General features: G+C 70.0%; 19 protein-coding genes. 8 read left to right on the top strand and 11 right to left on the bottom strand.

Going from position 1 to position 26,041, the window contains the following annotated elements; all coding sequences use genetic code 11:
• Nucleotides 1-2: 2 nt before the first annotated feature.
• The 3 genes from G4Q83_RS16495 to G4Q83_RS24105 form a co-directional block, all read right to left on the bottom strand.
• Complete coding sequence (locus G4Q83_RS16495) at nt 3-3,068, bottom strand: galactose-binding domain-containing protein (protein WP_128419688.1); 3,066 nt, start codon at nt 3,066-3,068, stop codon at nt 3-5.
• Nucleotides 3,069-3,630: 562 nt separating this feature from the next.
• Nucleotides 3,631-4,800 carry a hypothetical protein gene (locus G4Q83_RS16490; protein WP_185817237.1) on the bottom strand — a complete coding sequence of 390 codons (1,170 nt, stop codon included), beginning with the start codon at nt 4,798-4,800 and terminating at the stop codon, nt 3,631-3,633.
• Between the two features lie 508 nt (nt 4,801-5,308).
• Nucleotides 5,309-5,434, bottom strand: a complete 126-nt coding sequence (locus tag G4Q83_RS24105; RefSeq protein WP_281401976.1) for a hypothetical protein — start codon at nt 5,432-5,434, stop codon at nt 5,309-5,311.
• Nucleotides 5,435-5,545: 111 nt separating this feature from the next.
• Between G4Q83_RS24105 and G4Q83_RS16485 the strand changes: the two genes are divergently transcribed.
• The 3 genes from G4Q83_RS16485 to G4Q83_RS16475 are packed head-to-tail and all read left to right on the top strand — an operon-like array spanning nt 5,546 to nt 9,355.
• On the top strand, nt 5,546-6,496 hold the full coding sequence (locus G4Q83_RS16485) for a hypothetical protein (protein WP_128419685.1): 951 nt from the start codon (nt 5,546-5,548) through the stop codon (nt 6,494-6,496).
• Nucleotides 6,496-9,153 (top strand): glycerol-3-phosphate 1-O-acyltransferase PlsB, encoded by a 2,658-nt coding sequence (gene plsB, locus G4Q83_RS16480; RefSeq protein ID WP_128419684.1) that lies wholly within the window; start codon nt 6,496-6,498, stop codon nt 9,151-9,153. The genes G4Q83_RS16485 and plsB overlap by 1 nt, the downstream gene beginning before the upstream one ends.
• Nucleotides 9,154-9,202: 49 nt before the next feature.
• Nucleotides 9,203-9,355, top strand: coding sequence for a hypothetical protein (locus tag G4Q83_RS16475; RefSeq protein WP_158254990.1), 153 nt, complete (start codon nt 9,203-9,205; stop codon nt 9,353-9,355).
• Nucleotides 9,356-9,480: 125 nt separating this feature from the next.
• On the opposite strand, the gene G4Q83_RS16470 is transcribed toward G4Q83_RS16475, so the two are convergent.
• The 3 genes from G4Q83_RS16470 to G4Q83_RS16460 are packed head-to-tail and all read right to left on the bottom strand — an operon-like array spanning nt 9,481 to nt 10,641.
• On the bottom strand, nt 9,481-10,059 hold the full coding sequence (locus G4Q83_RS16470) for a DUF488 domain-containing protein (RefSeq protein WP_128419683.1): 579 nt from the start codon (nt 10,057-10,059) through the stop codon (nt 9,481-9,483).
• Nucleotides 10,056-10,250, bottom strand: coding sequence for a YdcH family protein (locus G4Q83_RS16465; protein ID WP_128419682.1), 195 nt, complete (start codon nt 10,248-10,250; stop codon nt 10,056-10,058). The genes G4Q83_RS16470 and G4Q83_RS16465 overlap by 4 nt, the downstream gene beginning before the upstream one ends.
• 43 nt (nt 10,251-10,293) lie before the next feature.
• Entirely contained in the window at nt 10,294-10,641 is a 348-nt protein-coding gene (locus G4Q83_RS16460) for a glycoside hydrolase family protein (RefSeq protein ID WP_246432131.1), read from the bottom strand.
• On the opposite strand from G4Q83_RS16460, the gene G4Q83_RS16455 reads away from it, so the two are divergent.
• A complete protein-coding gene (locus G4Q83_RS16455; RefSeq protein WP_128419681.1) occupies nt 10,631-11,092 on the top strand; it encodes an SMP-30/gluconolactonase/LRE family protein in 462 nt (153 codons plus the stop codon). The two genes, G4Q83_RS16460 and G4Q83_RS16455, sit on opposite strands and share 11 nt — an antisense overlap.
• 146 nt (nt 11,093-11,238) lie before the next feature.
• On the opposite strand, the gene G4Q83_RS16450 is transcribed toward G4Q83_RS16455, so the two are convergent.
• Complete coding sequence (locus G4Q83_RS16450) at nt 11,239-13,665, bottom strand: AAA family ATPase (RefSeq protein ID WP_128419680.1); 2,427 nt, start codon at nt 13,663-13,665, stop codon at nt 11,239-11,241.
• A 185-nt stretch (nt 13,666-13,850) separates the two neighbouring features.
• Here G4Q83_RS16450 and G4Q83_RS16445 point away from each other — a divergent pair, with 185 nt between their 5' ends.
• Complete coding sequence (locus G4Q83_RS16445) at nt 13,851-17,294, top strand: hybrid sensor histidine kinase/response regulator (RefSeq protein WP_128419679.1); 3,444 nt, start codon at nt 13,851-13,853, stop codon at nt 17,292-17,294.
• Here the strand turns inward: G4Q83_RS16445 and G4Q83_RS23585 are convergent.
• The 4 genes from G4Q83_RS23585 to acs form a co-directional block, all read right to left on the bottom strand.
• Nucleotides 17,291-18,088 (bottom strand): hypothetical protein, encoded by a 798-nt coding sequence (locus G4Q83_RS23585; RefSeq protein ID WP_246432130.1) that lies wholly within the window; start codon nt 18,086-18,088, stop codon nt 17,291-17,293. The two genes, G4Q83_RS16445 and G4Q83_RS23585, sit on opposite strands and share 4 nt — an antisense overlap.
• Nucleotides 18,089-18,212: 124 nt before the next feature.
• Nucleotides 18,213-18,779 (bottom strand): manganese efflux pump MntP, encoded by a 567-nt coding sequence (locus G4Q83_RS16430; RefSeq protein ID WP_128419677.1) that lies wholly within the window; start codon nt 18,777-18,779, stop codon nt 18,213-18,215.
• A gap of 530 nt (nt 18,780-19,309) precedes the next feature.
• The gene (locus G4Q83_RS16425) at nt 19,310-19,975 is read right to left on the bottom strand and encodes a response regulator transcription factor (RefSeq protein WP_128419676.1); all 666 of its coding nucleotides are present in this window, start codon (nt 19,973-19,975) and stop codon (nt 19,310-19,312) included.
• A 128-nt stretch (nt 19,976-20,103) separates the two neighbouring features.
• Nucleotides 20,104-22,047 (bottom strand): acetate--CoA ligase, encoded by a 1,944-nt coding sequence (gene acs / locus G4Q83_RS16420; RefSeq protein ID WP_128419675.1) that lies wholly within the window; start codon nt 22,045-22,047, stop codon nt 20,104-20,106.
• 216 nt (nt 22,048-22,263) lie between these two features.
• Here acs and G4Q83_RS16415 point away from each other — a divergent pair, with 216 nt between their 5' ends.
• The 3 genes from G4Q83_RS16415 to G4Q83_RS23580 all read left to right on the top strand — a co-directional run bounded on the left by G4Q83_RS16415 (nt 22,264) and on the right by G4Q83_RS23580 (nt 26,030).
• A complete protein-coding gene (locus G4Q83_RS16415; protein ID WP_128419674.1) occupies nt 22,264-23,670 on the top strand; it encodes a DcaP family trimeric outer membrane transporter in 1,407 nt (468 codons plus the stop codon).
• A 125-nt stretch (nt 23,671-23,795) separates the two neighbouring features.
• Nucleotides 23,796-25,454 (top strand): MFS transporter, encoded by a 1,659-nt coding sequence (locus tag G4Q83_RS16410; protein ID WP_128419673.1) that lies wholly within the window; start codon nt 23,796-23,798, stop codon nt 25,452-25,454.
• A gap of 282 nt (nt 25,455-25,736) precedes the next feature.
• The gene (locus G4Q83_RS23580) at nt 25,737-26,030 is read left to right on the top strand and encodes an HAD family hydrolase (RefSeq protein ID WP_246432129.1); all 294 of its coding nucleotides are present in this window, start codon (nt 25,737-25,739) and stop codon (nt 26,028-26,030) included.
• Nucleotides 26,031-26,041 lie beyond the last annotated feature (11 nt).

The raw sequence follows: 26,041 nt of genomic DNA, 5'->3' as shown, positions 1-26,041 counted from the left end.
ATTCACCAGCGTGCCTCCAGGGTGCGGAACGGCCTGCCCAGCACCACGCCGCCGGCGTCGTAGCTCTCGATGCGGCGGCCGTCCACGCGCAGTTGGGTCGGCCGCGTGCGCGACGGCCACGCGACGCGCACGGCGGTGCCCGCACGCAGCCCGCTCCCGAGCTCGATCCGCAGCACCCCGTCGCGCGCACGCGCACGCATGCTCAGCTGGCCGTAAGCGGTGGGCAGGCGCTGCAGGGACAGGCCTTCGCCTTCCAGCCAGGCCGGCGGCGCGCCCGGCAGCAGCACCAGCGCGTCGTCGCCTTCGTGCATCAGCATGCCGAACAGGGCGCGCGCGTACTCGGCGCCGATCCAGGTATGCGGCATGTCGCCGAGATAGCGCGGGAAGCGCAGCCGCGACTGCACAACCTCGGCCAGCACCTGCCATTCGAACGGGCGGCGGTCGCGCATCATGTCCTGCAGCAGTTCGTCGGCGACCTGCGGCTGGTCCAGATGCACGTAGGTCAGCACGTTGCGCATCTCGTACGGCGAGTATGCCCACAGCGCATTGGGCTGTTTGCGCTTGCGCACGTCGTCCAGGTAGCGCGCGAAGGTGGTGCGCAGCGCCTGTTCCGGCAGCAGGTCCTGCTGCCTGGTGGGATCCAGCGCGATCGACACGCTGCTCGGATCGCCATCGCCCAGGTCGGCCGCGGCGGGGATGAAGTCGGCGCCCTTCCAGGCCATGGTGGCGAGGATCGAGGCGGCCAGCGAGGTACGCAGCGCGGCGTACTGCTCGCGCGCCCATGCGGCGATGGCCGTGTCGCCGAGCGACTCGGCCAGCCATGCGCCGTCGTGCCAGCCCTTCAGCGCCCAGTAGTCGTCCCAGTAGCTGTGGGTGGGGCTGGAATAGCCTTCGTGGCTGATCGACGGGGCCAGGATGCCGCGGAAGCGCTCCGGCGCCGGCTGTTCGGCCATGTAGCCGGGCACCAGGGTGCGCTCGCGCAGTTCCTGCATGAACTGCATCGCCAGCTTCACCTTCGGCATGAACGCGCGGACACTGTCCGGGCCGCCGTCCAGCCGCGCCACATCGGCCACCAGGGTGATGTACTGGCCCTGGCTGTCGTACTCCAGGTCCGAGCCGAAGCCGTCGTTCACGCTGCCGTCGTCGTTGAGGATCGGCGACACCAGTCCGTTGGGATGCACCGCGTGGTCGCTATACCACCGCAGGTAGTCGCGGGCGACCTTGGCCTGGCCCATGCGCAACAGGATCGCCGAGGTGGCCATGCCGTCGCGGATGAAGGAGCGGTTGTAGTTGCGCGGGCCGGGCTGCATCGCCGGCCCGGTCTGGTTGATCAGCATGTAGGCGGCCTGCGCGCGCAGCATGTCGACCAGGCTGGCGTCGGGCAGGGTCAGGCCGACATTGCCCAGCCGCCGCTGCCAGTCCGCGGAGACGCGGTCGGCTAGCGCATCGAAGCTGCGGCCAGGGTCGCGGGGAGCGGCGGCGAGCAGCGCGGCGCGGTCCAGCGCCGGCGCCGGCGGCAGGCGGCCCTGCGCGTCGGCGCTGGCAGTGCCGAGCGGGAACGCCAGTACCACGTCCTGCTGTGCGCCCGGGGCCAGCGCGACCGCGTAGTTCAGCATGCCCGCGGCCAGCCCGTCGGCGTCGCGTGCCTGGCGCTGCGCAGGCAGGGTGCCGGCGGCGACATGCCTGGTGATCTCGGTCTCGCCATGCGCGCCGAACGCCTCGGCGCCGGCGCCGCTCGGCGGGCTCAGCGACTCCAGCAGCAGGCGACCGTTGACGCGCACCGCCGACGCGTCGATGGCCAGCGCGTGGATCGGCGACAGGCCGCCGTTCTGCCACGGCGGGTTGATCTGCATCGGCCGCACCAGCAGCGACAGCGTGCCGTCGATCGGGGTATTGCCGGTGTTGCGCAGGCGGTGGCGCAGCAGCGTCGCCGGCTGGCCGTTGTGCTCGATCGCGAAGGTCTCGCTGCGCAGTTCCAGCCCCGGCTGCGGCGACCAGCGCACCGACGGTATCGGCTTCCAGCCGTCGCGCAGCGCGTGCGTCAGCGCGTGGCTGTCGGCGCCGGCGGCCGTGCCGGACGCATCGCGCCACAGCGGCTGTACCAGCGGCGCGCCCTTCCACGCCTCCAGATTGCCGTACTCGTCGAAGATTGATTTCTGCCGGCCGGCGTGGATGCCGACCGCGGTCCAGTAGATTTGCTGCATGTGCAGCGACGCCGGGAACAGCGCGCGCTGGCCGCGCTGCGCGGCCATCTGGTAGCGCTTCATCGGCGTCATCACCGCCTTCGGCCCGAGCAGGCGCAGGCGCCGCAGTGCCGGCACGGTGCCGCCGGGCGCGGCATCCACGCTCAGACGCAGCACGCGCGCCTGGACCGGCGTGGTGCCGGCCAGGTAGGCGCTGTCGCTCTGCGCGGCCTGCGGGTCCTCGGCCAGCGTGGTCCAGCGGCCAGCGGCATCCTGCGCCTGCAGCCGCGTTGCGCCGTGCGCGCCGGCGAACTCGACGATCAGGCCGGTGCTGGAAAACGCACGCGGAAACGCGATGTCCAGCTGCCGCGCCTGCGTGCCCTTGCCCGGCATGGTCACTGCCGTGCCGCCTTGCCACAATGCGGCCGCCTCGGCCACCGGGATGCCGCGCAGCCGCGCGCTGGTCGCCTCGCCCAGTGGCTCCATCTCGTAGATCGACACGCCCCAGTCGGCGCTGCGCTCGGGGCTGGCCAGGCGCAGGTAGCGCGCGCGGCGCGGAGTGAAGAACAGCGTCTCGGTGCCGCCCATCGAGTCGACCATGGTGTAGACCGTTTCCCAGCGCTGGGCATCGTGCGAGGCCTGCAGCAGGAAGCCTTCCGGATTGGCGGTGTCCCACTGCAGGCGCACGCCGCCGACCCGCGCCTCGCGGCCCAGGTCGACCTGGAACCAATGGCCCGGACTGAAGGCGCCGCCGGTGCGGGTGGTCGCATCGCCATCGATCAGGTAGGCGATCGCCTGCGCCTTGACCTGGCTGGAGGAACTGGACGCGCGCCACGCGTCGCGCGGCGGCAATGTGCCGTCCTGGGCCCATACCGGCTGGATCATCGCCAGCGCGCACAGAACGCCGGCCAGCACCAGACCGCGGCGGCCACGGCCGCCGTGACAGACGATTGGGAAGATTGCAGACGTGTATCTCACTGTGCCCCTGTCCAGTGAAACCTCTAAGCGAGGTGGGCGGACGGTAACAGCAACTGCAAGCGGTTACATGATGCGTCGCAACATGGCGCAATGTGCCGACGCGCCTGGCGCTGCGCCGCCCTCCTGGTCCCGACCGCGACAGGCTGGCCAGGGAATGTTCCGGCGCACCACCGGTGCCGCGGTCGCGCAGCGACAGCGTGCGATCCGACCGCAGATGTCACCGTCAGCGAAGCGGCGTAGTTTGGCGTCTCCCAGATCCAGTCTCATGGTGCACTCCATCTGAAAACCCAAAAGCCATCGTCGCAAACGATGGTTTCATGTCGCGCGGGTGTGCTTGCGCGTCCGATGCGATTTTCGCTTCGATGACGCCGCCTGCGTGCGCGCCGCCAGCGAACAGTCGAGCGCTCGTGCCGAACGACTCGACTCATTCTGCATTGCGCTCCGACGCAATCGCTCGCAGGCTGCGAAACTATGTGCTGGCGGGGTTCGTCGGCATTCGAAGTGCGTCAAGATGCTTCAGAATAGCCATCGATGAGAGCGGGATTTTCGTCTGCGCCACGCCGATGTGCTCCTCGCTGCGCTGCGACGACTGCAGCGTGGACTCCTGGTTCATTCCGGAATCATTCTCCGCAAACGGACGCGCCGCCGCATCACCCTCTGGATAATTCTCCAGATCTCTCGGATAAATCCTCAGATACTCCCTCAGATCACGCGTCTGAAAACTCTTCGGATCGCTCTCAGGATCGCTTTCCGAGTCACTCATCAGAGAACTCTCCAGATTACTCTCCAGACTATGCGTCAGATCATCAGCCGACACATCGCTCAATTCATCGTCCCATTCCGAGTCACTCATCAGAGAACTCTCCAGATCACTCTCCGGACTATGCGTCAGATCATCAGCCGGCACATCACCAAATTCATCGTCCCAGCAATCGTCGAACTGATGGCTATCGATGCAACGCGCAGCCACTGTGTCGCCGGTGCCCTCGTGTACGCTCGAATGCGTGCCATGAGAAGCGTCGCCTTCCGCTTGGCCGGCTTGGCCGCCATGCCGTGCACCGCTGGCGTGCGCCAGGCCATCGGCAATCCCTCCCTTGAGCTGGCCAGCGATGCTTACCGCCGGGGCGCTGTTCGCCTCAGGAAGGGCGAGTGGTGCCAGCCACCATTCCGCGGCGCCGACGCTCGACGCTGGACGCGAACCCCAATTGATCGGCGGCAGTTCTTCCTGGGCAGGCGATGTGTTCAGATCTTGCAACGGCATTTTGCTCGTCTCTTGCGACAGCATACTTTGCAGGAAATCTCTGCGCGCCGCATTTATCTTCGCCGAAATATCGGAACCAGTATTGAGCGAGAAGACGCGACTGATGCAGCTGGCGCTAGCCGCCTGTGTTGCGGCTGCCTTCGCGACCAAGGATGCACTTGGCGGGGATGAGGAACGGTTTGACAGCCCTTGGAACGTGCCGCCCGAACGGTTCAATTTACGGGCATTGACGGGTGGCGGCGCCTTTGGGGCCGCGCTGACATTGGCGACGCTCGTGGCCATTGCCGTCTTCTGCGTCAGCGCGTTTTTCAGATCGGGTCCCCACGCCTTCACTATGCTGCACGAGTATACCCTGCCAATCGCCATATGTAATTCCATCCAAATGTGCATCGAGTTTGCGCGGCGGTTCGTCTGCAATCCCGCGGATTGCCGATAAACCATCGGCGCTGAACAAGATCGGGCTCGTGAATTCGCCGGCGGTCTCGCCGACACTCACGCAATCCCGCCGTACCACTTATGCGTACATCCACTTCATGTTGCGCAGAATGGTGGGACAAACACGGGCGAAAGAAAATAAGACTGCAATGAAATTTCGAATATCGGCATCGGACATGGTGTGCCGTCGCTACGACGCGGTGCGCTACGGATTGCAAAGCGCCGCGATCGGTGTGCCGAGCGTGCCGGGCTGGCCGAAGGTCGCGCCGGATCCTGGCCGGCACGGTCGGCCGGGGAGAGGGGGATGGACATGGTTTGCCGGCGCGCGCTCTGGCCGTGCGGTTCGGCGCGGCCACTGCCACGACCTTTACCCACAAGAGGCCTTGGCGGTTTGCGCGTCGATCGGCCCGATTGCGGTGGCGCTAACAGCCGGACGCATCGTCTCCAGCGGTCACGGCGTATGTTGGCGGCGGGCGTGCAGCTCACCGGCCGCCGAGCCGATAGCGCGGTCGGCGAGATCACCCTGAACGCCGATGCCGGGAAGGACGAGGATGCCAATGGCCAGCGCGCTCGGCAATGTCTGATCGCCGCGTCGACGACCCGACCTGCGGTGGTCGCGCCGGCCGGCGGCTTGCCGGAAACGCGCGCGGCCAGCAAGATGCGGAACGTTTTGGGAAACGAGTCCCACATGCCGCCACGCCCGATTTCGGTGAAGTCCTTGTGCGCCGCGCCTGCGGCGGCGCTGCTGGCGCTGGCCCTGATCGGCTGTAAGCGCGCGCCCGCCGACCTGCCCGGCGCTAGCGCCGAACCGGCCGCGGCGGTGCGCGACCTGGCGCGCACGCTGCAGCGCGACGATCTCGTCGGCTACGCCCGCGCAGCGGTCACGCCCGCGCAGTACCAGCGCCTGCAGCAGGCCTGGCGCGAGGACCGCAGCCGTTGGCCGCTGACCGAGTTGCCGCTGGCCGAACGCTTGCCGCAGGTGCTCGACACGCTGTCCGCGGCCGATGCCGAGCGGCAGCTGCAGCGGGCCTTCGACGCGCAGTTCGGCGGGCAGACCGCGAGCTTGCGTCAGGCCGCGCACTCGCTGGGCCTGTTCGGCGTGCAGTACCTGCGCAACCAGGGCGACTACACACCGCAACAGCGCGGCCACTACATGCAACTGGTGCAGGCGCTGAGCGGCTGGGCCGCACACGCGCCGCTGGCAGAGCGCAAGCGCGCGCAGGCGGCGATCGCCCGGCTCAGCGCCGCCGCGCGCCGCACCGGCCTGCGCCGCGACGCCGACCTGCGCCGCCTGGGCATGGAACCGAGCCTGCAGCGGCTCGGGCTGTTCCTGGGCGCGCTGAAGGCGGTGCTGGCCGGCTACGGCCTGGACCTGGACGCCAGCGTGCGCGAACTGCGCACCGGGCTGGTCAGCCAGCAGGGCGACCAGGCGGTGGTCCGCATCCAGTATCCACTGGGCAGCGCGCGGATCGACACCACCGCGGTGCTGGTGCGCCGCCAGGGCCGCTGGTACCTGCGCGAGACCTTGCACGAGGTGGACACGCTGCTGGCCGCGGCCGCGGCCGCGGCGCCGCTCGCGGCCCCTGCCGCCGCTCCGGCGGCGCCCGCCGCCGACCCCGCACCGCCGGCTAAGCGATAATGACGCCGATGCCAGAACAAAACCCCCTCCTCTTCCCCGCCGCCGCCGCGGCTGCGGGCGCCTCGGATCCGGCGCCCGCGCCCGCTCCCCCGGCCAGCGGCGACGCCGCCGGCAACGTGCAAGGCGCCGCGCCGCTGCCGTCGGTCGCCGCGCGCAACGCCAAGCGGCCGCTGTGGGCGCGCCTGCTCGGGCGCGTGGCCGATCCGTGGCTGGGCCTGAACATCGAGCCGGCCGAACCCGGCCAGTACGACGACGGCCGCCCGGTGGTCTACGTGCTGGAAGACTACGGCCTATCCAACGCGCTGATCCTGGACAAGGCCTGCCGCGAGGCCGGCCTGCCGTCGCCGCTGGTGCCGCTGCCCGGCGACCCGCTGGGGCGCAAGCGCGCCTACCTGGCGCTGTCGCGGCGCAGCAGCAACAACGCGCTGATCCCCGAACAGCGCGGCGCCAAGACCCATTCCGATTCGCTGGCCAGGTTGCTGCAGGCGCATCGCGAGCGCCCGGACCTGGACATCCACCTGGTGCCGGTGTCGATCTTCGTCGGCCGCGCCCCGGACAAACAGAGCGGCTGGTTCGCGGTGCTGTTCTCGGAAAACTGGGCGCTGGTCGGCAGCTTCCGCCGCCTGCTCGGCGTGCTGCTCAACGGCCGCAGCACCATCGTGCGCTTCGCCCCGCCGGTGTCGATGCGGCAGACGGTCGACGAAGGGCTGCCGGCGGAACGCACCGTGCGCAAGCTGCAGCGCGTGCTGCGCACCCATTTCCGGCGCATCCGCGAGGCGGTGATCGGGCCGGACCTGTCGACCCGGCGCCTGCTGGTGGACCAGGTGCTGGCCGCCGAGCCGGTGCGCGAGGCCATCGCCGCGCAGGCCAAGCGCGACAACAGCAAGCCGATGGACGCCTGGCGCAAGGCCCACGCCTATGCCTGGGAGATCGCCGCCGACTACTCCAGCCCGGTGGTGCGTTCGGCCAGCTTCCTGCTCACCCACGTGTGGAACCGCATCTACGCCGGCGTGCTGGTGCACCACCTGGACAAGCTGAAAGAGGCCGCGCCCGGGCACGAGGTGATCTACGTGCCCAGCCACCGCAGCCACATGGACTACCTGCTGCTGTCCTACCTGCTGTACGAACGCGGCATCGTGCCGCCGCACATCGTGGCCGGCATCAACCTCAACCTGCCGGTGGTCGGCACCCTGCTGCGCAAGGGCGGCGCGTTCTTCATCCGCCGCTCGATCCGCGGCAACGCGCTGTACTCGGCGGTGCTCAGCGAGTACGTGGCGCAGCTGGTGGCCGGCGGTTACTCGATCGAGTACTTCGTCGAGGGCGGCCGCTCGCGCACCGGCCGGCTGCTGCAGCCCAAGGGCGGCATGATCGCGATGACCCTGCGCGCGTTCCTGCGCCAGCCGCGCAAGCCGGTGCTGTTCCAGCCGATCTACGTCGGCTACGAGAAGCTGATGGAAGGCAACAGCTATCTCGACGAACTCAGCGGCCGGCCCAAGGAGAAGGAATCGATCTGGGGCCTGCTGTGGAGCATCCCCAAGGTGCTCAAGCAGAACTACGGCCAGGTGGTGGTGAACTTCGGCGAGCCGATCGCGCTGCGCCAGGTGCTGGCGCAGCGCGCGCCGGACTGGGACGGCCAGCCGCTGGGCGAGGACGAGAAGCCGACCTGGTTGAACGGCACCGTCGATGCGCTGGCGCAGCAGATCCAGGTGCACATCAACGCCGCCGCCGACGTCAATCCGGTCAACCTGCTGGCGCTGGCGCTGCTGTCCACGCCCAAGCACGCGATGGGCGAGGCCGACCTGGTCGCGCAAATCGAACTGTGCAAGAAGCTGCTGGCCGAACTGCCGTACTCGGACCGGGTCACCGTCACCCCCCATTCGCCCGAGCGCATCATCGCCCACGCCGAGGAGATCAACGTGCTGACCCGCACGCCGCATCCGCTCGGCGACGTGCTCAGCGTCAACGGCGACAACGCGGTGCTGCTGAGCTACTTCCGCAACAACGTGCTGCACCTGTTCACCGCCTCTTCCTGGGTGGCGTGCTGTTTTCAGAACAACCGCCGCATGAGCCGCTCCGGACTGCTGCGGCTGGGCCGCACCGTGTACCCGTTCCTGCAGGCCGAACTGTTCCTGCCGTGGAGCGAGGACCAGTTCGCCGAACGCATCGAGCGCACCATCGCGGTGTTCGTGCGCGAAGGCCTGCTGCTGCAGGTCAACGACGACGACGGCGGCGTGCTGGCGCGCAACACCGGGCAGACCGACGAGGTGTTCCGGCTGCGCGCGATCGGGCATTCGCTGCAGCAGGCGTTCGAGCGCTACTACATCGCCATTTCGGTGCTGGTCAAGAACGGCCCCGGCAAGCTCGGCGCCGGCGAACTGGAAAGCCTGTGCCAGCAGGCCGCGCAGCGGCTGAGCCTGCTGTACGCGCCGGCCGCGCCGGAGTTCTTCGACAAGACCCTGTTCCGCGGCTTCATCCAGAAGCTGCGCGAGCTGAAACTGGTGTGGCCGGACGAGAGCAGCAAGCTGGTGTTCGACGAACGCCTGGATGCGTGGGCCAAGGACGCCAAGTTCATCCTCGGCCGCGAATTGCGCCACACCATCGAGCGGGTCAGCCCGGAGGCGGCCAAGCCGGAAGAGCCGATGGCGCCGCAGGATTGAGCCTGAGTCGGCCTGTATCTAGCGACGCGATGCGGCAGCATCCGGGCGCGTGGCGACGCGCCTAACAAGGCGGCGCCACCAGGTCATCGCGGCGCGGGCCAAGGACGCCAAGTTCATCCTCGGCCGCGAATTGCGCTACACCATCGAGCGGGTCAGCCCGGAGGCGGCCAAGCCGGAAGAGCCGGTGGCGCCGCAGGATTGAATCGGCGGCGGTAACGAGCGGCCTGCCGCACTCCGCCCTCATCTCAACGATAGACCCGAATAAGACACAAGCCACTTCAGTCGCTCCCACACGTGGCATCGTCGGCATCGCCGGGATCCAACGGCTCAGCCGCCGAACAGATCGCCAGTGACCGGGCCGGCAGGCGCGCTGTGCGCCGGATACACCAGCCGACCCTGCGCATCGCTGCGCGCGGCGGGGTTGAGGGTGGCCGGCTCGCGGCGCACCGCGTCGATCAGGTGGATCGCCGGGTGGCCGTGGTGCAGCAGATGATCGCAGACGATCTGGCGATGGCACTGGCGCCAGTCGGCTTCGGCGCACATCAGCGCGCACGCGCCGCGGCTGCCGAAGGCGCGCAGCTGTGCGAACGCCTCGCCGAATTCGCCACCCAGCGCGTAGTCGGCGTAGTTGTGGAAACCGACGCTGCGCCAATGGCCGTTGCGCTGCGGGTCGATGCCGGGCTGTTGGCCGCGGCGTCCGCCCAGCGCGCGGAAGTGTCGGTAGCCGATGCCGGCGGCGGCCAGCGCGCGCGCCAATGCGCGGCCGTCGAACTGCGGGAAGCGCCGCGACGACGGGAACGCGCGCACGTCGGCCAGCTGCGCGACCTGCGCGACGTGCAGGATCTCCAGGAACCCGTCCAGGGGACGCGTGGAATGGCCGACGCTGAAGAACGTCGCCGCGCTCACGCCGGTTCGTCGGGAATCAGCAGGTGCTCCAGGCGCATGATGCAGTCCTTGAGCTGCAGCTTGCGCTTCTTCAGCCGCTTGGCCTGCAGTTCGTCGTCGAGGTTGGCCGGGATGCGCTGGATCTGTTCGTCGAGCGCACGGTGCTCGCGACGCAGAGCGTCGATGCGCTGGGATATCTCGGCGGGCGTCATGTCTTCCACGAGACCCGAGCATACACAGCCGATGGGACCGCCGTCATCGTGCACCACGCCGGCCGGCATTCACGATGCCGGCGCGTGGCGGACCGGCCGCCGCCGCCCGCGGCTCGCCGCGGGGATGGAGCAGGGCGATGCGTCCCTGCGCGCCGTGCCGCCGTTCGGTGCGCGTGATCGAGCGCAGGTGGTTGACGCCGCCGCACAGCATCGCGTCGTGGTGGAACAGGTACCAGGTGCCCTGGAACCGGCAGGTCGAGTGGCGCGTGGTCCCGCCGGCCACCGGGCTCGGCAGCGGGCCCTGGTAGGTGAACGCACCGTACGGCGAATCGCCGATCACGTAGCGCAGCAGATGGGTGTCGCCGGTGGAGGACGACAGAATGCGCTTCAACGGCGTCTATCGCCTGGATACCGACGGCAGCGTGCACCTGCCGGACGATGGCCTGTGCTTCCCCAACGGCATCGCCCTGTCACCCGACGAACGCACCCTGCTACGTGGCCAACTCCGACCCGGCACAGCCGGTGTGGACCGTGTATGCGCTCCACGCGCGCGGCGCGGTCGCCGGCAGGCGCGTCTTCGCCGATGCCTCCGACCTCGTCGGCGCCGCCGATCCCGCCTGCCGGACGGCATGGCGGTGGCGCCCGACGGCCGCGTGTTGGCCACCGGTCCCGGCGGCGCACGCGTGTCCGCGCCAGACGGCCGCCGCCTGGGCCGCATCGAGACCGACGACGCCGTCTTCAACTGCGCCTTCGGCGACGATGGCCGCACGCTGTGCATGACCTCGCACACGCTCCTTGCGCGGATGCGGGTGTGGGCGAGGGGGTTGGGGTTTGCGCCGTAGCGATACCAGCACTTCCTGCAGGAGGGGTTTCAACCCCGACCGGGATGTTTGCGCGCCGCGTCGAACGCTCCTTTCCCGACAGGCATCTGCGGTGGACGCACTGGTTTCGCAGAGCGGGATGGCCAGGGGCCGCCTTGCGCTCCTTCCTACACGGGCGGCGCATCCGTGGTGTCGATCAGATCGTTCCATTGCAGCCGGGTGTTCGCCGCATCGTCGCTTTCCAGCAGCGCGCGGCGGGCGGCGCGGCGCATGGCGCGGCCGACCCAGGTCTGCAGGTCGCGGCCGGAGCGGCCGTCGCTGTGCGCGGCCAACCAGGCGGCCGCGTCCGCCGCGTCGAACGCCAGCGGCTTGCCGTGCAGCAGGCGTGCGACGATCGCGCGGCGCGCGGCGTGGTCGGGCAGGCCGATCTCGATCTGGCGGTCCAGCCGCGACCGCAGTGCCGGGTCGATTGCGGCGGCATGGTTGCTGGCGGCCAGCAGGAACACCTGCCCGGCCTGGCTGGCCACCCCGTCCAGTTCCTGCAGCAACTGGCCGACGATCTCGCGGGTCAGCGCGTCGTCGCCGTCGGCCCCGCGGGCCGGCGCGACGATGTCGATCTCGTCGACGAACACGATGCACGGCGCCTGCGCGCGGGCGCGCTCGAACGCGGCCTGCACGCGCTGGCCCGATTGGCCCAGGTAAGCGGCCTTGAGGTCGGCGCCGGCCAGGGCGATGAAGGCCAGGCCCGACTGGCTGGCCAGGATCCGCGCGAGCTGGGTCTTGCCGGTGCCGGGCGGGCCGTCCAGCAGGATCCCGCGCGGCACCGGCACGCCCAGCGTGGCCAGGGTCTCGGCATTGCGCAGTTCCTTGCCCAAGCCGACGAATTCCTCGATCACCGCCGCCGGCAGCACGACGTCGTTCCAGTCCAAGGGCGCCACCCGGGTCGAGCCCTTGCCGCGCAGCAAGCGCAACTGCGCCAGCAGCGCATCGCCGTCGAGTTCGCCGTCCAGGCACTCGGCCGCCGCCCGCGCCACCAGGGTGTGCAGGTCGCGGCCGGACAGGCCGCTGCTGTCGGCGACCACGCGCGGATCCAGCGCCAGCGCGAAGCCGGCGCGCTCCAGTTCGCCGCCGAGGATGCGCGCGCGTGCCGCCGCGTCGGGCAGGCCGATGCCGATGCTGGCGGTGAAGCGCGACAGCACCGCGTCGTCGAGCAATTCGGGACGATTGGTGGCGCCGATCACCAGCACCTGGCCGCAGGCTTCGTGGAAGCCGTCCCATTCGGCCAGGAAGGTCTGTACCAGCTCGGCGCCGAAGCTGTCGCTGTCCACGCCGCCGCGGCGCGCGAACACGCTCTCGCATTCGTCGATGAACAGGATCGCCGGCGCCTTGGCGCGGCAGCGCTGCCAGATCGCCTGCACCTTGGGGCCGGTGTGGCCGACGTGCGCGGCCTTCAGGTCGGCCACCCCCAGCGCCTCGAAATGGCAGCCGGCATGGCGCGCCAGCTTGCGCGCGATCAGGGTCTTGCCGGTGCCCGGCGGACCTTGCAACAGCATGCCCTTCGGCGCCGGCGTGCGTCCGGACACGAACAGGTCCACCAGCTTCAGGATCTGGTCCAGGGTGCCGTCGGGCAGCGCCACGTCGGCCCAGTGGCGGTGGATGTCGTCCATGCTCTGCAGCCGCTGCTGCAGCATGCGCTGCTGGCTGCGCGCATCCATCCAGGCGTCCACGTGCCGGTGCAGCTCGGCGATCGGCGGCGCTTGGGCGGCGGCGTCCGCGGCCACCGCCAGCGCCAGCTCGCGCAGCTGTGCCTGTGCGTCGCCGCCGAGTTCGGCGGCGATCGGGATCAGCGCGGCGGCATGGCGATCGTCGGGCAGCAGCAGCAGCGCCTGCACGCGCGGTTCCGGTTCGGCGCCGTCGTGCAGCGCCAGCATGCGCGCGCCGGCCAGGTCGCCGTGCGCCGCGTCGATTTGCCAGCGGCCCTGCAGTTCGCGCAGCGGCCATGGCGCGCGGGTGACGCGGTACGGATAGGCGCTGCCGTGGCGGTCGTCGCGGGCGAACTGCATCAGCGCCAGCGGCCGCTGCGCGAAACCGGTCAGCAGCGCGCGTTCATCCTGGCTGACATGCCGGGCCAGCAGTTGCGCGCCGCCGATCGCCAGCAGCGCATAGACCAGCAGCGACGGCAGCGCCCGCTGCAGCAGCACCAGGGTGTCGCGCTGCATGCCCAGATGGCGCCACCCGTCCAGATAGCCGCGCCCGTCGCCGAGCCAGTGCGCGCTCATCCACGGTAGCGCCAGCAGCAGGAACGCGAGCAGCGCCAGCCGCCAGCGCCAGTCCGGCAGCAGCGGACGCAGCAGCAGCGCCGGCCACCAGGCGCGGCGGCGTTCGCGGCGCAGCACGGCGGCGGCGGCCTGGGCGGCCTGCGCGATGAAGCCGCGGCCGATCGCGGCCACGGCCTGTTCCACCGCCGGCAGGTGCCGCTCCACCTCGGCCTCGGCCGCGGCCCGCCGCGCCTGCGCCTGTTGCAACTGCGCCTGCAGCCGTAGCCGTTGCTGCTGCAGGTAGCTCGCCCGCGACGCGGCCGGTACGGAGGACATCAGCGCGGGCGGGCACGGGTGGTCACGACGCGAATCTTAGCCTGTGCCCATGCTGCGGTGTCGCCGCGCGGCGCGGCGACGGGCCTTCGGCGCCAGCGCTGGTCTGGCGTGGCATCGGTGGCGCGGCCTACCCCGATCCCGCCAACAGGTCCTAGACTGCCGCGATCGTCTTGGGGACCTCGACCTTGGTTTCTAGCTGGATCCTGTTGCTGGTATCGGTCGGTTACGCGGCGCTGCTGTTCGCGGTGGCATGGTGGGGCGACCGGCGGCCGCTGTACCCGCAGCGGCCATGGCTGCGCCCGGCGGTGTACGGCCTGGCGCTGGCGGTGTACTGCTCGTCGTGGACGTTCTACGGCGCGGTCGGCAGCGCGGTGCGCAACGGCGCCGGCTACCTGCCGATCTACCTGGGCCCGCTGCTGCTGCTGTTGTTCGGCTGGCGCATCGTCGAGCGGCTGGCGCTGATCGCGCGCAGCGAGAACACGGTCTCCATCGCCGACTTCATCTCCTCGCGCTACGGCCGCTCGCGGCGGCTGGCGGCGCTGGTGGCGGCGATCGCGCTGGTCGGCGTGGTGCCGTACCTGGCGCTGCAGTACAAGGCGGTGGCGATGAGCCTGCAGGTGCTCAGCGGCCAGTCCAGAGCGGGCGCGCCGTTCTACGCCGATCCGGCGCTGTACGTGGCGCTGCTGATGGCCTTGTTCGCGACCCTGTTCGGCACCCGCCAGGTCGATGCCACCGAACACCACCACGGCATGATGCTGGCGATCGCGCTGGAATCGGTGGTCAAGCTGCTGGCGATGGTCGCGGTGGGCGTGTTCGCCTACGTGTGGCTGAGTGGGCGCGACGGGCAAGTGCTGCAGTCGGCGCGCACGCTGTTCCAGAACACGCCGCCGGTCGGCTTCATCTCGCAGACGCTGCTCAGCTTCCTGGCCATCGTCTGCCTGCCGCGGCAGTTCCATGTGGCGGTGGTGGAGTGCAGCGACATCGGCGACATCCGCAAGGCGCGCTGGCTGTTCGGGCTGTATCTGGTGGTGATCTCGGCGATGGTGGTGCCGGTCGCCGCGGCCGGCGTCGCCCTGTTCGGCCATTCCGGCGAGGTGGCCGGCGACAGCATCGTGCTGGCGCTGCCGCTGGCCGAGGGTCGCAGCGCGCTGGCGCTGGTCGCCTACGTCGGCGGGTTCTCCGCCGCCACCGGCATGGTCATCGTCTCCAGCATCGCGCTGGCGACGATGGTCAGCAACGACCTGGTGATGCCGGTGCTGCTGCGCCGCCGTGGGCACCAGCAGGCGGCCGGCGCCGACGTCGCCTCGCGGGTGCTGTGGATCCGGCGCCTGGCGATCCTGCTGCTGGCGCTGATCGCCTACGGCTACTACCGCAGCAGCAGCAACGACAGCACCCTGGCCTCGTACGGGCTGATGGCCTTCGCCGCGGTGGCGCAGTTCGCGCCGGGCCTGATCGGCGGGCTGTACTGGCGCGGCGCCAGCCGCAAGGGCGTGGAGACCGGCATGCTGCTGGGCTTCGGCACCTGGATCTATACCTTGCTGCTGCCGGCGCTGACCCAGGCCGGCTGGTTGGCGCCGCAGTGGCTGCACGACGGGCCGTTCGGCATTTCCTGGCTGCGTCCGCAGCAGCTATTCGGTATGCGCGGCTGGGATCCGCTGGCGCACGGCACGTTCTGGTCGCTGCTGGTCAACGTCGGCGCGATGATGCTGGTGGCGGCGCGTTGGCGTCCGGGCCTGGACGAGCGCATGCGCGCGGCGCCGTTCCTGGAACCGTACTCGCAGCGCCCGGCGGTGGCCGGCGACTGGCTCGGGCAGGTGCAGGTGATCGACCTGCAGACCCTGGCCGAGCGCATGGTCGGCGAGCGCCACGCGCGCCGCGCCTTCGCCGAACAGGCGCAGCTGCTCGGCCGCGAGCCGCAGCCCAATGCGGTGGCCGACCGCGCCTGGGTGCAGTTCACCGAACGCCTGCTCGCCGCCTCGATCGGCGCGGCCTCGGCGCGGCTGGTGCTGACCAGCCTGCTGCGCGGCTCGGGCATGGACCTGGGCGAAGTGGTGGCGGTGCTGGACGAGGCCGGGCAGGAGCTGCGCTTCAACCGCGAGATCCTGTCCACCACGCTGGAGAACATCAGCGCCGGGGTCAGCGTGGTCGATCCGGCGATGCGCCTGACCGCGTGGAACCGGCGCTACCAGCAGATGTTTGGCTACCCCGACGGCATGCTCTACGTCGGCCGCCCGGTCGCCGACCTGATCCGCTACAACGCCGAGCGCGGCGAGCTGGGCGGCGGCCTGATCGAGGAGCAGATCGAGCGCCGCATCGCGCACATGCGCGCCGGCACGCCGCACGTGTTCGAGCGCACCCGCAGCGACGGCAAGGTGATCGAGATGCGCGGCCAGCCGCTGCCCGGCGGCGGCTATGTGACCAGCTACAACGACATCACCGACTACAAGCGCGCCGAGCAGGCGCTGCTGGAGGCCAACGAGACGCTGGAGCAGCGCGTGGCGGCGCGCTCGCGCGAGGCCGAACTGGCGCAGCAGTCCAAGACCCGCTTCCTGGCCGCCATCAGCCACGACGTGCTGCAGCCGCTCAACGCGGCGCGGCTGTTCGCCTCGGCGCTGCGCGAGGCGCACCAGAACGAGGAACAGCGGCACCTGGCCGAGCGCGTGGACGCCTCGCTGCGTGCGGCCGAGGAATTGCTCGACGGCCTGCTCGACGTGTCGCGGCTGGATGCCGGCGGCCTGCGCCCGGCGATCGAGGACTTCGATGCCAGCGTGCTGCTGCGCGAGCTGGCCGCGCAGTACACCCCGGTCGCCGCCGGCCGCGGTCTGCGCCTGCACGCCTACGCGCGGCCGATCTGGGTGCGCAGCGACCGCCGCCTGCTGCGCCGCGTGCTGCAGAACTTCCTCGCCAACGCGCTGCGCTACACCCGCCAGGGCCGCATCGTGCTGGGCATGCGCGGGCGCGGCGAGGAACTGGAACTGCAGGTGTGGGACACCGGCCCCGGCATACCCGAGCGCCACATGCAGCAGATCTTCGAGGAATTTCAGCGCTACCAGCAGCCGTTCGACTGGGGCGAGCAGGGCCTGGGCCTGGGCTTGTCGATCTGCCAGCGCATCTCGCGCCTGCTCGGCCACGAGCTGGATGCGCGCAGCACGGTCGGCCGCGGCAGCATGTTCGCGATCACCCTGCCGCGGGTGGCGCCGGTGCCGCAGAAGCAGCAGCGCCAGCAGCGCAGCGTCGCCGCCAGCGACTCGCTGACCGGGTTGCGCGTGCTGTGCGTGGACAACGACCAGGAGATCCTCGATGGCATGCGCGCGCTGCTCGGCCGCTGGCAGGTGCAGGTGATCTGCGCCAGCACCGTGGACGCAGCGCTGCCGCTGGCGGCGTGCGCACCCAACGTGATGCTGGTGGACTACCACCTGCACGACCGCCTGGACGGACTGGACACGTTGGACGCGCTGCGCAAGGCGATGGTCGGCCCGGTCGCCGGCGCGCTGCTCACCGCCGACGGCCGCGACGAACTGAAGCTGCAGGCGCGCGAACGCGGCTACCGGGTGCTGACCAAGCCGGTCAAGCCCGCTTCGCTGCGCGCGTTCCTCAGCGCACACCACGATCCGATCAAGAACGGTTAGGCGCGGTCGGCGCGCGCGGCGGCCCGGCCGCGTATCAGCAGTGTGTGCGCCTTTTGCCGGCTGCCGGCACGGCGCGCGTTGCGACCCGCGCTTCGGCCCGGCCATGGTGGCGGCCCTTTCCGCTCGCCGCTCCGGACCGCCAGCGCATGACCGCACCGCACGGCACCGCGATCCCGTCGCTCCCCGAGTGGCCGCCGCCAGCGCCAGTTCGCGCCGCTGTGCCTGCGCGGCGGCGACCGGGATCGGCGCGGCGGCGCGGGACGCGTCGGGCAGCAGCAGCGCTTGCACCCGCGGTTCCGGTTCGGCGCCGTCGTGCAGCGCCAGCATGTGCGTGCCGGACAGGTTGCCGTGCGCGGCGGCGAGTTGCCAGTGGCCCTGCAGTTCGCGCCGCGGCCACGGCGTGCGGGTGACGCGGTACGCCGAGCCGGCGTCGTGGCGGCTGCCGCTGGCGAACTGCAGCAGCGCCAGCGGCCATCGCGCGCAACCGGCCGCAGCGCGCGCTCGTCGTGGCTGACATACCGGGCCAGCAGCTGCGCGCCGCCGATCACCAGCAGCGCATAGACCAGCAGCGACGGCAGCGCGCGCCGCAGCGCCAGCACGGTGTCGCGCTGCATGCCGAGCTGGCGCCGTGCGTCCAGGCGACCGGGCCCGTCGCCGAGCCAGTGCGCGCTCATCGACAAGCGCAAGCAGAGCGCCCCGTTCTTCGCGCTGGCGCGCGTCTGCGATCGCTTGCGTCGCCACGACGAAATGTCCCTGCATGCCGCGTTGCCGCCACGCAGCGGCGACAAGTACATCCTGTCCACCTACCTGGAATTCACCGCCAGACCGTCCCCGACGCAGCGCCGAAGCCGAACGAACACGCGCGATCCGGGATAGCGCGGCGAAGCGCCCCGCCATCCCCAATCCCGAATCCGCGCCTCAGTGCAGATGCTCGTACAGGATGGTGCAGCCGATCGCGATCAGCAGTACGCCGCCGCCGATTTCCGCGCGCTTGCCGGCCAGCGTGCCGAGTACGCGGCCGAGCATGATGCCCAGGGTCACCATGGTCAGCGTGCACAGGCCGATGACTACCGCGACCTCGACGATGTTCACGTCCAGGAAGGCCAGGCCGACGCCGACCGCCATCGCGTCGATGCTGGTGGCCAGGCCGGTCGCGGCCAGGTTCCAGAAGCCTTGACGCTTGGACGTCTCGGCGGCCTGCTCGACCTGCTCCGGCTTGAGCCCGGCGGCGATCATGTGCACGCCCAGCGCGGACAGCAGGCCGAACGCGATCCAGTGGTCGAACGACACCACGTACCGGGAGGCGGCCTGACCCAGCAGCCAGCCCAGTGCAGGCGTCAGCGCCTCGATGCAGCCGAAGATCAGGCCGGCGCGCAGCGCGTCGCGCCACAGCGGCTTGCGCATCGCCGCGCCCTTGCCGACCGCGGCGGCGAAGGCATCGGTGGACATGGCGATGCCGAGCAACAGAATCGAAAGAAACGACATGTGGGGGACCGCGCCGGGGCAGGAGACGACGACGAGCGCGCGCGCCCGGCTTTCGCCACGCAAGCTCGCCGCTGGTCTCGCCAACCGAGATGGCTGCCCGCACCACGGCGCTGCGGCCGAGTGTGTTGATGCGGGCGCTGTCCGGGTACGCCGGACAGCAGGCTACTCCCCAAGGGGCGCGCAGTGTAACAGCAGCGAATGCCGGCGAATACGCCTCGAACGCGCTCGAACCTGCTGCTTTTTTTCTTAGCAGCCTCTATATGCGCTGCGTGGCGCAGCGGTCGCGGCATCGGTGCGAAGGAACGGATGGCTGCGAGATGGACCGGCGATCGCTGGGTGTGCGGGCGATGGCTCGGGTTGCGCGGAAAGCGGTCGGGGTTGGAACCGGTCCTACAGTGACGCTGCGCCAGCCTTGCGCACGACCGCATGTCCTTGCGAGACGATCGAGCCGCAGCCGCATTCCAGCGAACGAAACACAGCGCACGCATCCGGCAAAGCGATGCGCTTGCGCTTCCAGGCGTGGCGTGGGTTCACTCCTCTTCCAGCGGCAGTACGATGCCGTCGCGGTCGATCGCCAGCTTGCCGGCCATCAGCACCGCCTGGGTGCGGTTGGTGACGCCGAGCTTGCGCAGGATCGCGGTGACGTGCGCCTTGATCGTGGCCTCGGACACGCCCAGGTCGTAGGCGATCTGCTTGTTGAGGCGGCCGGCGCCGAGCATCTGCAGCACGCGGAACTGCTGCGGGGTCAGTTCGCGCAGGCGCTGGCCGACCTCGCGTTCGGCGCGGTCGGTGGGCGGCACGTTGTGCGCTTCCGGCGGCGCCCAGCGCTCTCCGTCCAGCACCGTGCCCAGGGCCAGGCCGATGGTGTCCGAATCGGCCGACTTGGGAATGAAGCCGAACGCGCCGTGATCCAACGCGCGCCGCATCACCGTCGGCTCCTCGCGCGCGGACACCACCACCACCGGCAACTGCGGATGCAGCGCGCGCATGTGCACCAGCGCGCTGAAGCCCTGCGCGCCGGGCATGTTGAGATCCATCAGCAGCAGATCGGCGTCGGCGTGGCGGTCGACCAGGGCATACAGCGCTTCCACGCTGTCGGCCTCGTACAGCTGCACCCCCGGCATCACCCGCTGCACCGCGCCGCGCAGCGCCTCGCGGAACAGGGGATGGTCGTCGGCGATCAGCAGGGTGGGCATTTGCGGAGCCGGGAGTGGGGATTGGGGATTGGCAACGGCGACAGCGGGAGTCGGCCTCGTCAGCGATGTGGAAGTGGGGCGGGGACCGCTTCGGCGAATCCCCAATCCCAACCCCCGAAATCCCGGCTCTAGCGCGCCAGCCGCTCGTTGACCAGCGACTCCACCACCGACGGATCGGCCAGGGTCGAGGTGTCGCCGAGCTGGTCGGGCGCGTTCTCGGCGATCTTGCGCAGGATGCGACGCATGATCTTGCCCGAGCGCGTCTTCGGCAGGCCCGGCGCCCATTGCAGGTGGTCGGGCGCGGCGATCGGGCCGATCTCCTTGCGCACCCAGGCCACCAGTTCCCGGTGCAGTTCCTCGCCCGGGGTCTCTTCGGCCACCAGGGTCACATAGGCGTAAATGCCCTGACCCTTGATGTCGTGCGGGAAGCCGACCACTGCGGCCTCGGCCACCTTCGGATGCGAGACCAGCGCGCTCTCCACCTCGGCGGTGCCGATGCGGTGGCCGGAGACGTTGATGACGTCGTCCACGCGGCCGGTGATCCAGTAGTAGCCGTCGGCGTCGCGGCGGCAGCCGTCGCCGGTGAAGTAGCTGCCCGGGTAGGTGCGGAAGTAGGTGTCGATGAAGCGCTGGTGGTCGCCGTAGACGGTGCGCATCTGCCCCGGCCACGAGTCGCGCAGCACCAGGTTGCCTTCGGTGGCGCCTTCCAGGACTTCGCCGTCGGCGCTGACCAGGGCCGGCTGCACGCCGAAGAACGGCAGCGTCGCCGAGCCGGGCTTGAGGTCGATCGCGCCGGCCAGCGGGGTGATCAGGATGCCGCCGGTCTCGGTCTGCCACCAGGTGTCCACGATCGGGCAGCGGCCGTCGCCGACCACATCGAAGTACCAGCGCCAGGCCTCGGGGTTGATCGGCTCGCCGACGCTGCCGAGCAGGCGCAGCGACGCGCGCGAGGTGCGCATGACCGGCGCCTCGCCCTCGCGCATCAGCGCGCGGATCGCGGTGGGGGCGGTGTAGAAGATCGTCACCCGGTGCTTGTCGATGACCTCCCACAAGCGCGACACGTTGGGGTAGTTGGGCACGCCCTCGAACATCAGCGCGGTGGCGCCGTTGGCCAGCGGCCCGTAGACGATGTAGCTGTGGCCGGTGACCCAACCGACGTCGGCGGTGCACCAGTAGACGTCGTCCTCGCGCAGGTCGAACACCGCCTCGTGGGTGTAGGCCGCGTACAGCAGGTAGCCGGCGGTGGTGTGCAGCACGCCCTTGGGTTTGCCGGTGGAGCCGGAGGTGTAGAGGATGAACAGCGGATCCTCGGCGTTCATGCGCTCGGGCTCGCACTGCGCCGGTTGCGGGTCGACCACGTCGTGGAACCAGCGGTCGCGCGGGGCCTGCATGGCCACCACGCCGCCGGTGTGGCGCACCACCAGCACGGTCTCCACGGTGGTGGTGCCGGGCAGCTTCAGCGCCGCATCGACGTTGGCCTTGAGCGGGATCTTCTTGCCGCCGCGCAGGCCCTCGTCGGCGGTGATGATCAGCTTGCTGCCGCAGTCGATCACCCGGTCGGCGATCGAATTGGGCGCGAAGCCGCCGAACACCACCGAATGGATCGCGCCGATGCGCGCGCAGGCCAGCATCGCCACCGCCGCGTCGGGGATCATCGGCAGGTAGATGGTGACGCGGTCGCCCTTCTGTACGCCGAGGCAGCGCAGCGCGTTGCCGAGCCGGCACACGCGTTCGTACAGCGCGCGGTAGCTGACCGTGTAGGACGGCGCGTCCGGGCTGTCCGGTTCGAACAGCAGCGCGGTCTTGTCGCCGCGCGTGGCCAGCTGCCGGTCCAGGCAGTTGACGCTGGCGTTGAGTTCGCCGTCCTCGAACCAGCGGATATGGACGTCGTCCAGGGCGAAGTTCACGTCCTTGATCCGGGTCGGCTTCTTGAACCAGTCCAGGCGCTCGGCGGCCTGGCCCCAGAACGCCTCCGGCTGCTCCACCGATTGCCGGTACAGGCGCTGGTACTGGGTCTTGTCGATCCGCGCCCGGGCGGCGAACTGCGGATCGACGGGGTAGATAGCGGCCATGGTGCCCTCTGCAATGAACGGTGCGCCGCATGCGGCGGCGCGTCATGGCGCAGTTTGCCGCATCCACCGTTAAGCGCGCACGCGACGGGCTTTAGACGATGGTCGTAAACGCCGGGCCCGTTCGACTAATGGCCAATAGGCGCGGCCTGCCGCGGCGCGCACCCTGCATCCAGCCGTGCCTGCGCGCGGCGGATATCCATTATTCGGGAGGGAGTAATGCGCAACCGCATCGCATCGTTGGCACGGCGCCCGTTGGCCGCCGCGCTGTGCATGGCGCTGGTCGCGCCCGGCGCGGCCTTCGCGCAGAGCGGCAAGCCCCCGTCGGCGCGCGAGCAGGCGCTGGAGGCCCGCGTGGCCGAGCTGGAGCGGCAGGTGCAGTTGCTGTTGTCCTCGCAGCAACAGCAGCAGGGCCAGATCGCGCAGGCCCGGACCGAGGTGGCTGCAATGAAGTCCAGCCAGGCGGCGCAACCGGCGCTGCCGGCCGGCAAGGCGCCGATCCAGGCGACTACCATCACCCCCGGCGCCGCACCCGGCACCACGTTCAAGGTCGGCGGCTTCATCAAGGCCGATTTCCTGGCCACCCGCACCGGCGACGGCCAACTCGCCGACGACGCCACCGGCCGCGCGCTGTACCTGCCGGGGCAGACCCCGGTCGGCGGCGGCAGGTCCGGCACCGACTACAACGCGCACGCCAAGTTCTCGCGCATCAACGTCGGCGTGGACAGCGTCACCGATACCGGCGACAAGGCCGGCGCGCTTGTGGAACTGGACTTCTTCGGCAACGCGCTGGGCAACCAGACCGCCACCAACACCTACGGCGCCACCCTGCGCCACGCCTACATGTACTGGAACCACTGGCTGGCCGGCCAGACCTGGTCCAACTTCATGGACCCGGCGGCGCTGCCGGAAGCGGCCGATTTCATCGGCCCCACCGACGGCGTGATCTTCGTGCGCCAGGCGCAGCTGCGCTACACCCACGGCGGCTTCAGCATCACCCTGGAGAACCCGGAAACCACCCTGTACAACCGCAGTGCGACCGGCGTGATCACCAGCGCCAGTTCCGATCGCGGCGCGCTGCCGGACCTGACCGTGCGCTACGGCTGGAAGGGCGACTGGGGCAGCTTCGGCATCGCCGGCCTGCTCGGCCAGCTGAAGGTGGACAACCGCGCCACCGGCGCCGACGCCAGCAAGGCCGCCGGCGGCCTGACCCTGGGCGGCAAGTGGGTGGCCAGCGACAGCGACAGCCTGTTCTACCAGCTCAGCGGCGGCGAGGGCATCGGCCGCTACGTCGGCCTGGGCATCGCCCAGGACGCGGTCTACGACGCGGCCGACCGCGACCTGTACACGGTCGGCGTGGTCGCCGGCTACATCGGCTGGCGCCATGCGTTCTCGCCCAAGCTGCGCACCAACCTGATCTACGCGCGCAGCGACTACGCCAACGACGCCGCGCTGACCGGGCTGGGCGTGACCAAGAACGTGCAGAGCCTCCGCGGCAACGTCTTCTACACGCCGATGCCCAAGGTCGACGTCGGCGCCGAGCTGATGGTGGGCAAGCGCGAGATCGAAAGCGGCGCCAAGGGCGATATTGCCCGCCTGCAGTTCACCGCCAAGTACAGCTTCTGAGTCCGCGGCGGCGCGGCGTCTGGGAGGGGCTGCCGCGCCGCCACGGACTCGCCACGCACGCGCGACGGGCCGCCTCGCCCCACCACCGCACCGCCACACCACCCGCTTCGGAGGGGAAGCTTCCTATGTCCAGCACCGCCATCAACCCGTCGGGACAGATCCTGACCAAGGGCCACAAGAAGGTAATCTTCGCCTCCAGCCTGGGCACGGTCTTCGAGTGGTACGACTTCTACCTGTACGGCTCGCTCGCCGCGCTCATCGCCAAGCAGTTCTTCAGCGGGGTCAACGAGACCACCGGCATGATCTTCGCGTTGCTGGCGTTCGCCGCTGGCTTCTTCGTGCGTCCGTTCGGCGCCGCGTTCTTCGGCAGCCTGGGCGACCGCATCGGCCGCAAGTACACCTTCCTGGTCACGATCCTGATCATGGGCATCTCCACCTTCCTGGTCGGTGTGCTGCCCAACTACGCCAGTATCGGCGTGGCCGCGCCGGTGATCCTGATCGTGCTGCGCCTGGCCCAGGGCCTGGCGATGGGCGGCGAATACGGTGGCGCGGCGACCTATGTCGCCGAGCACGCACCGCCGGGCAAGCGTGGCCTGTACACCAGCTTCATCCAGACCACGGCCACGCTGGGCCTGTTCCTGTCGTTGCTGGTGATCCTGGTCTGCCGCCTGACCCTGGGCACCGAGGCCTTCGAGGCCTGGGGCTGGCGCATCCCGTTCCTGGGCTCGATCGTCCTGCTCGGCGTGTCGGTGTGGATCCGCCTGCAGCTGAGCGAATCGCCGCTGTTCCAGCAGATGAAGGCCGAGGGCAAGGGCTCCAAGCAGCCGTTCCGCGACAGCCTCAAGGACGGCAACTTCAAGCTGATGCTGATCGTGCTGCTCGGCGCCACCGCCGGCCAGGCCGTGGTCTGGTACGGCGGCCAGTTCTACGCGCTGTTCTTCCTGCAGAGCACGCTGAAGGTCGACTCGACCGTGTCCTACCTGTTGATCGCCGCGGCGCTGGCGCTGGCGACCCCGTTCTTCCTGTTCTTCGGCTGGCTGTCGGACAAGATCGGCCGCAAGAAGATCATCATGCTCGGCTGCCTGCTGGCGGCGGCGACCTACATGCCGCTGTTCAAGGGCATCACCCACTTCGCCAACCCGGCGGTGGAGGAAGCGCGCATCACGTCGCCGGCGCAGGTGCTCGCCGATCCGGCCACGTGCAGCTTCCAGTTCGATCCGGTGGGTGTGCGCAAGTTCACCAGTTCCTGCGACGTGGCCACCGCCGCGCTGACCAAGGCCGGCGTGCCGTACGAAGTGCAGCCGGCCGCGCCGGGTTCGCGGGCGCAGGTCCGCATCGGCGCCAGCCAGGTTGCCTCCTACGAGGCCGCCGGACTGACCAAGGAGACCGCCAAGCCCAAGGCCGACGCCTTCGGCAAGGAGCTCAAGCGTGCGCTGACCGCGGCCGGCTATCCGGAGAAGGCGGATACGGCCCGCATCAACATCCCGATGACGATCCTGCTGCTGTGGGTGCTGGTGCTGTACGTGACCATGGTCTACGGCCCGATCGCCGCCTTCCTGGTCGAGCTGTTCCCGACCCGCATCCGCTACACCTCGATGTCGCTGCCGTACCACATCGGCAACGGCTGGTTCGGCGGCTTCCTGCCGGCGATCTCCTTCGCCCTGGTGGCCGGTACCGGCAACATCTACTACGGCCTGTGGTATCCGATCGGCATCGCGCTGATGACCCTGGTACTGGGCACGCTGTTCCTGCGCGAAACCCGCAACGTGGACATCACCCGGTAGAGGGAACGGTCTGCGCGCCTGCTGCGTGCGGCGCCGCGACGCCGGCCGTGCGTCGGCGGCGGCGATGCGCGGTGATGCGCGGCGAGCCGGCCGTGGCGAGATCCGATCGCCATGCGTGGTCGCTCCCCATCGGGTGCGCCGCATGCGCTGCTGCTGGATCCTGTTCGACGCCGACGACAGCTTGTTCCGCCTCGATGCCTATGCCGGCCCGCAGCGCAGGTTCACCGGCTACGGCGTGGCTTTGGAGCACGCCAACTACACCGCACCGAACCGGCCGTTGTGGTGGAGTACCAGAACGGCGCGATCACCGCGCTGCAGCTGCAGCAGCGCCGCTTCGACCGGTGGGCGCAGCGGCTGCGGACCGCGCCGGAGACCTCGAACGCCGCGTTCCTGGCGGCGATGGCCGAACTGTGCGAACCGCTGGACGGTGCGGTGGCGCTGCTGCTCGGGGAACACGACCGCCCATGGCACCGTTGCGTGCCATGGCTGCAGCGCAGCCTGCAGGCAGCGGCTGCGGGCGGCCTCGGGCCATCGGCCGCGACCCACCGGGTCGGCGCACGCGATGCTTGCGGGTAACCATCGAAACT

Source organism: Xanthomonas theicola, from assembly GCF_014236795.1.
Lineage (GTDB): Bacteria > Pseudomonadota > Gammaproteobacteria > Xanthomonadales > Xanthomonadaceae > Xanthomonas_A > Xanthomonas_A theicola.
The sequence above is the reverse complement of the archived record's forward strand: the minus strand, read 5'-3'. Positions and strand labels throughout refer to the sequence as shown.

Excerpts from the sequence above, each read along its gene's own strand:
- plsB (WP_128419684.1), top strand. The coding sequence starts at position 6,496 with ATGACGCCGATGCCAGAACAAAACCCCCTCCTCTTCCCCGCCGCCGCC.
- G4Q83_RS16495 (WP_128419688.1), bottom strand. The coding sequence starts at position 3,068 with ATGATCCAGCCGGTATGGGCCCAGGACGGCACATTGCCGCCGCGCGAC.
- G4Q83_RS16425 (WP_128419676.1), bottom strand. The coding sequence starts at position 19,975 with ATGCCCACCCTGCTGATCGCCGACGACCATCCCCTGTTCCGCGAGGCG.
- G4Q83_RS23585 (WP_246432130.1), bottom strand. The coding sequence starts at position 18,088 with ATGTACTTGTCGCCGCTGCGTGGCGGCAACGCGGCATGCAGGGACATT.
- G4Q83_RS16450 (WP_128419680.1), bottom strand. The coding sequence starts at position 13,665 with ATGTCCTCCGTACCGGCCGCGTCGCGGGCGAGCTACCTGCAGCAGCAA.
- G4Q83_RS16455 (WP_128419681.1), top strand. The coding sequence starts at position 10,631 with ATGCGCTTCAACGGCGTCTATCGCCTGGATACCGACGGCAGCGTGCAC.
- G4Q83_RS16410 (WP_128419673.1), top strand. The coding sequence starts at position 23,796 with ATGTCCAGCACCGCCATCAACCCGTCGGGACAGATCCTGACCAAGGGC.
- G4Q83_RS16415 (WP_128419674.1), top strand. The coding sequence starts at position 22,264 with ATGCGCAACCGCATCGCATCGTTGGCACGGCGCCCGTTGGCCGCCGCG.
- G4Q83_RS16485 (WP_128419685.1), top strand. The coding sequence starts at position 5,546 with ATGCCGCCACGCCCGATTTCGGTGAAGTCCTTGTGCGCCGCGCCTGCG.
- G4Q83_RS16490 (WP_185817237.1), bottom strand. The coding sequence starts at position 4,800 with ATGGAATTACATATGGCGATTGGCAGGGTATACTCGTGCAGCATAGTG.
- acs (WP_128419675.1), bottom strand. The coding sequence starts at position 22,047 with ATGGCCGCTATCTACCCCGTCGATCCGCAGTTCGCCGCCCGGGCGCGG.
- G4Q83_RS16465 (WP_128419682.1), bottom strand. The coding sequence starts at position 10,250 with ATGACGCCCGCCGAGATATCCCAGCGCATCGACGCTCTGCGTCGCGAG.
- G4Q83_RS16430 (WP_128419677.1), bottom strand. The coding sequence starts at position 18,779 with ATGTCGTTTCTTTCGATTCTGTTGCTCGGCATCGCCATGTCCACCGAT.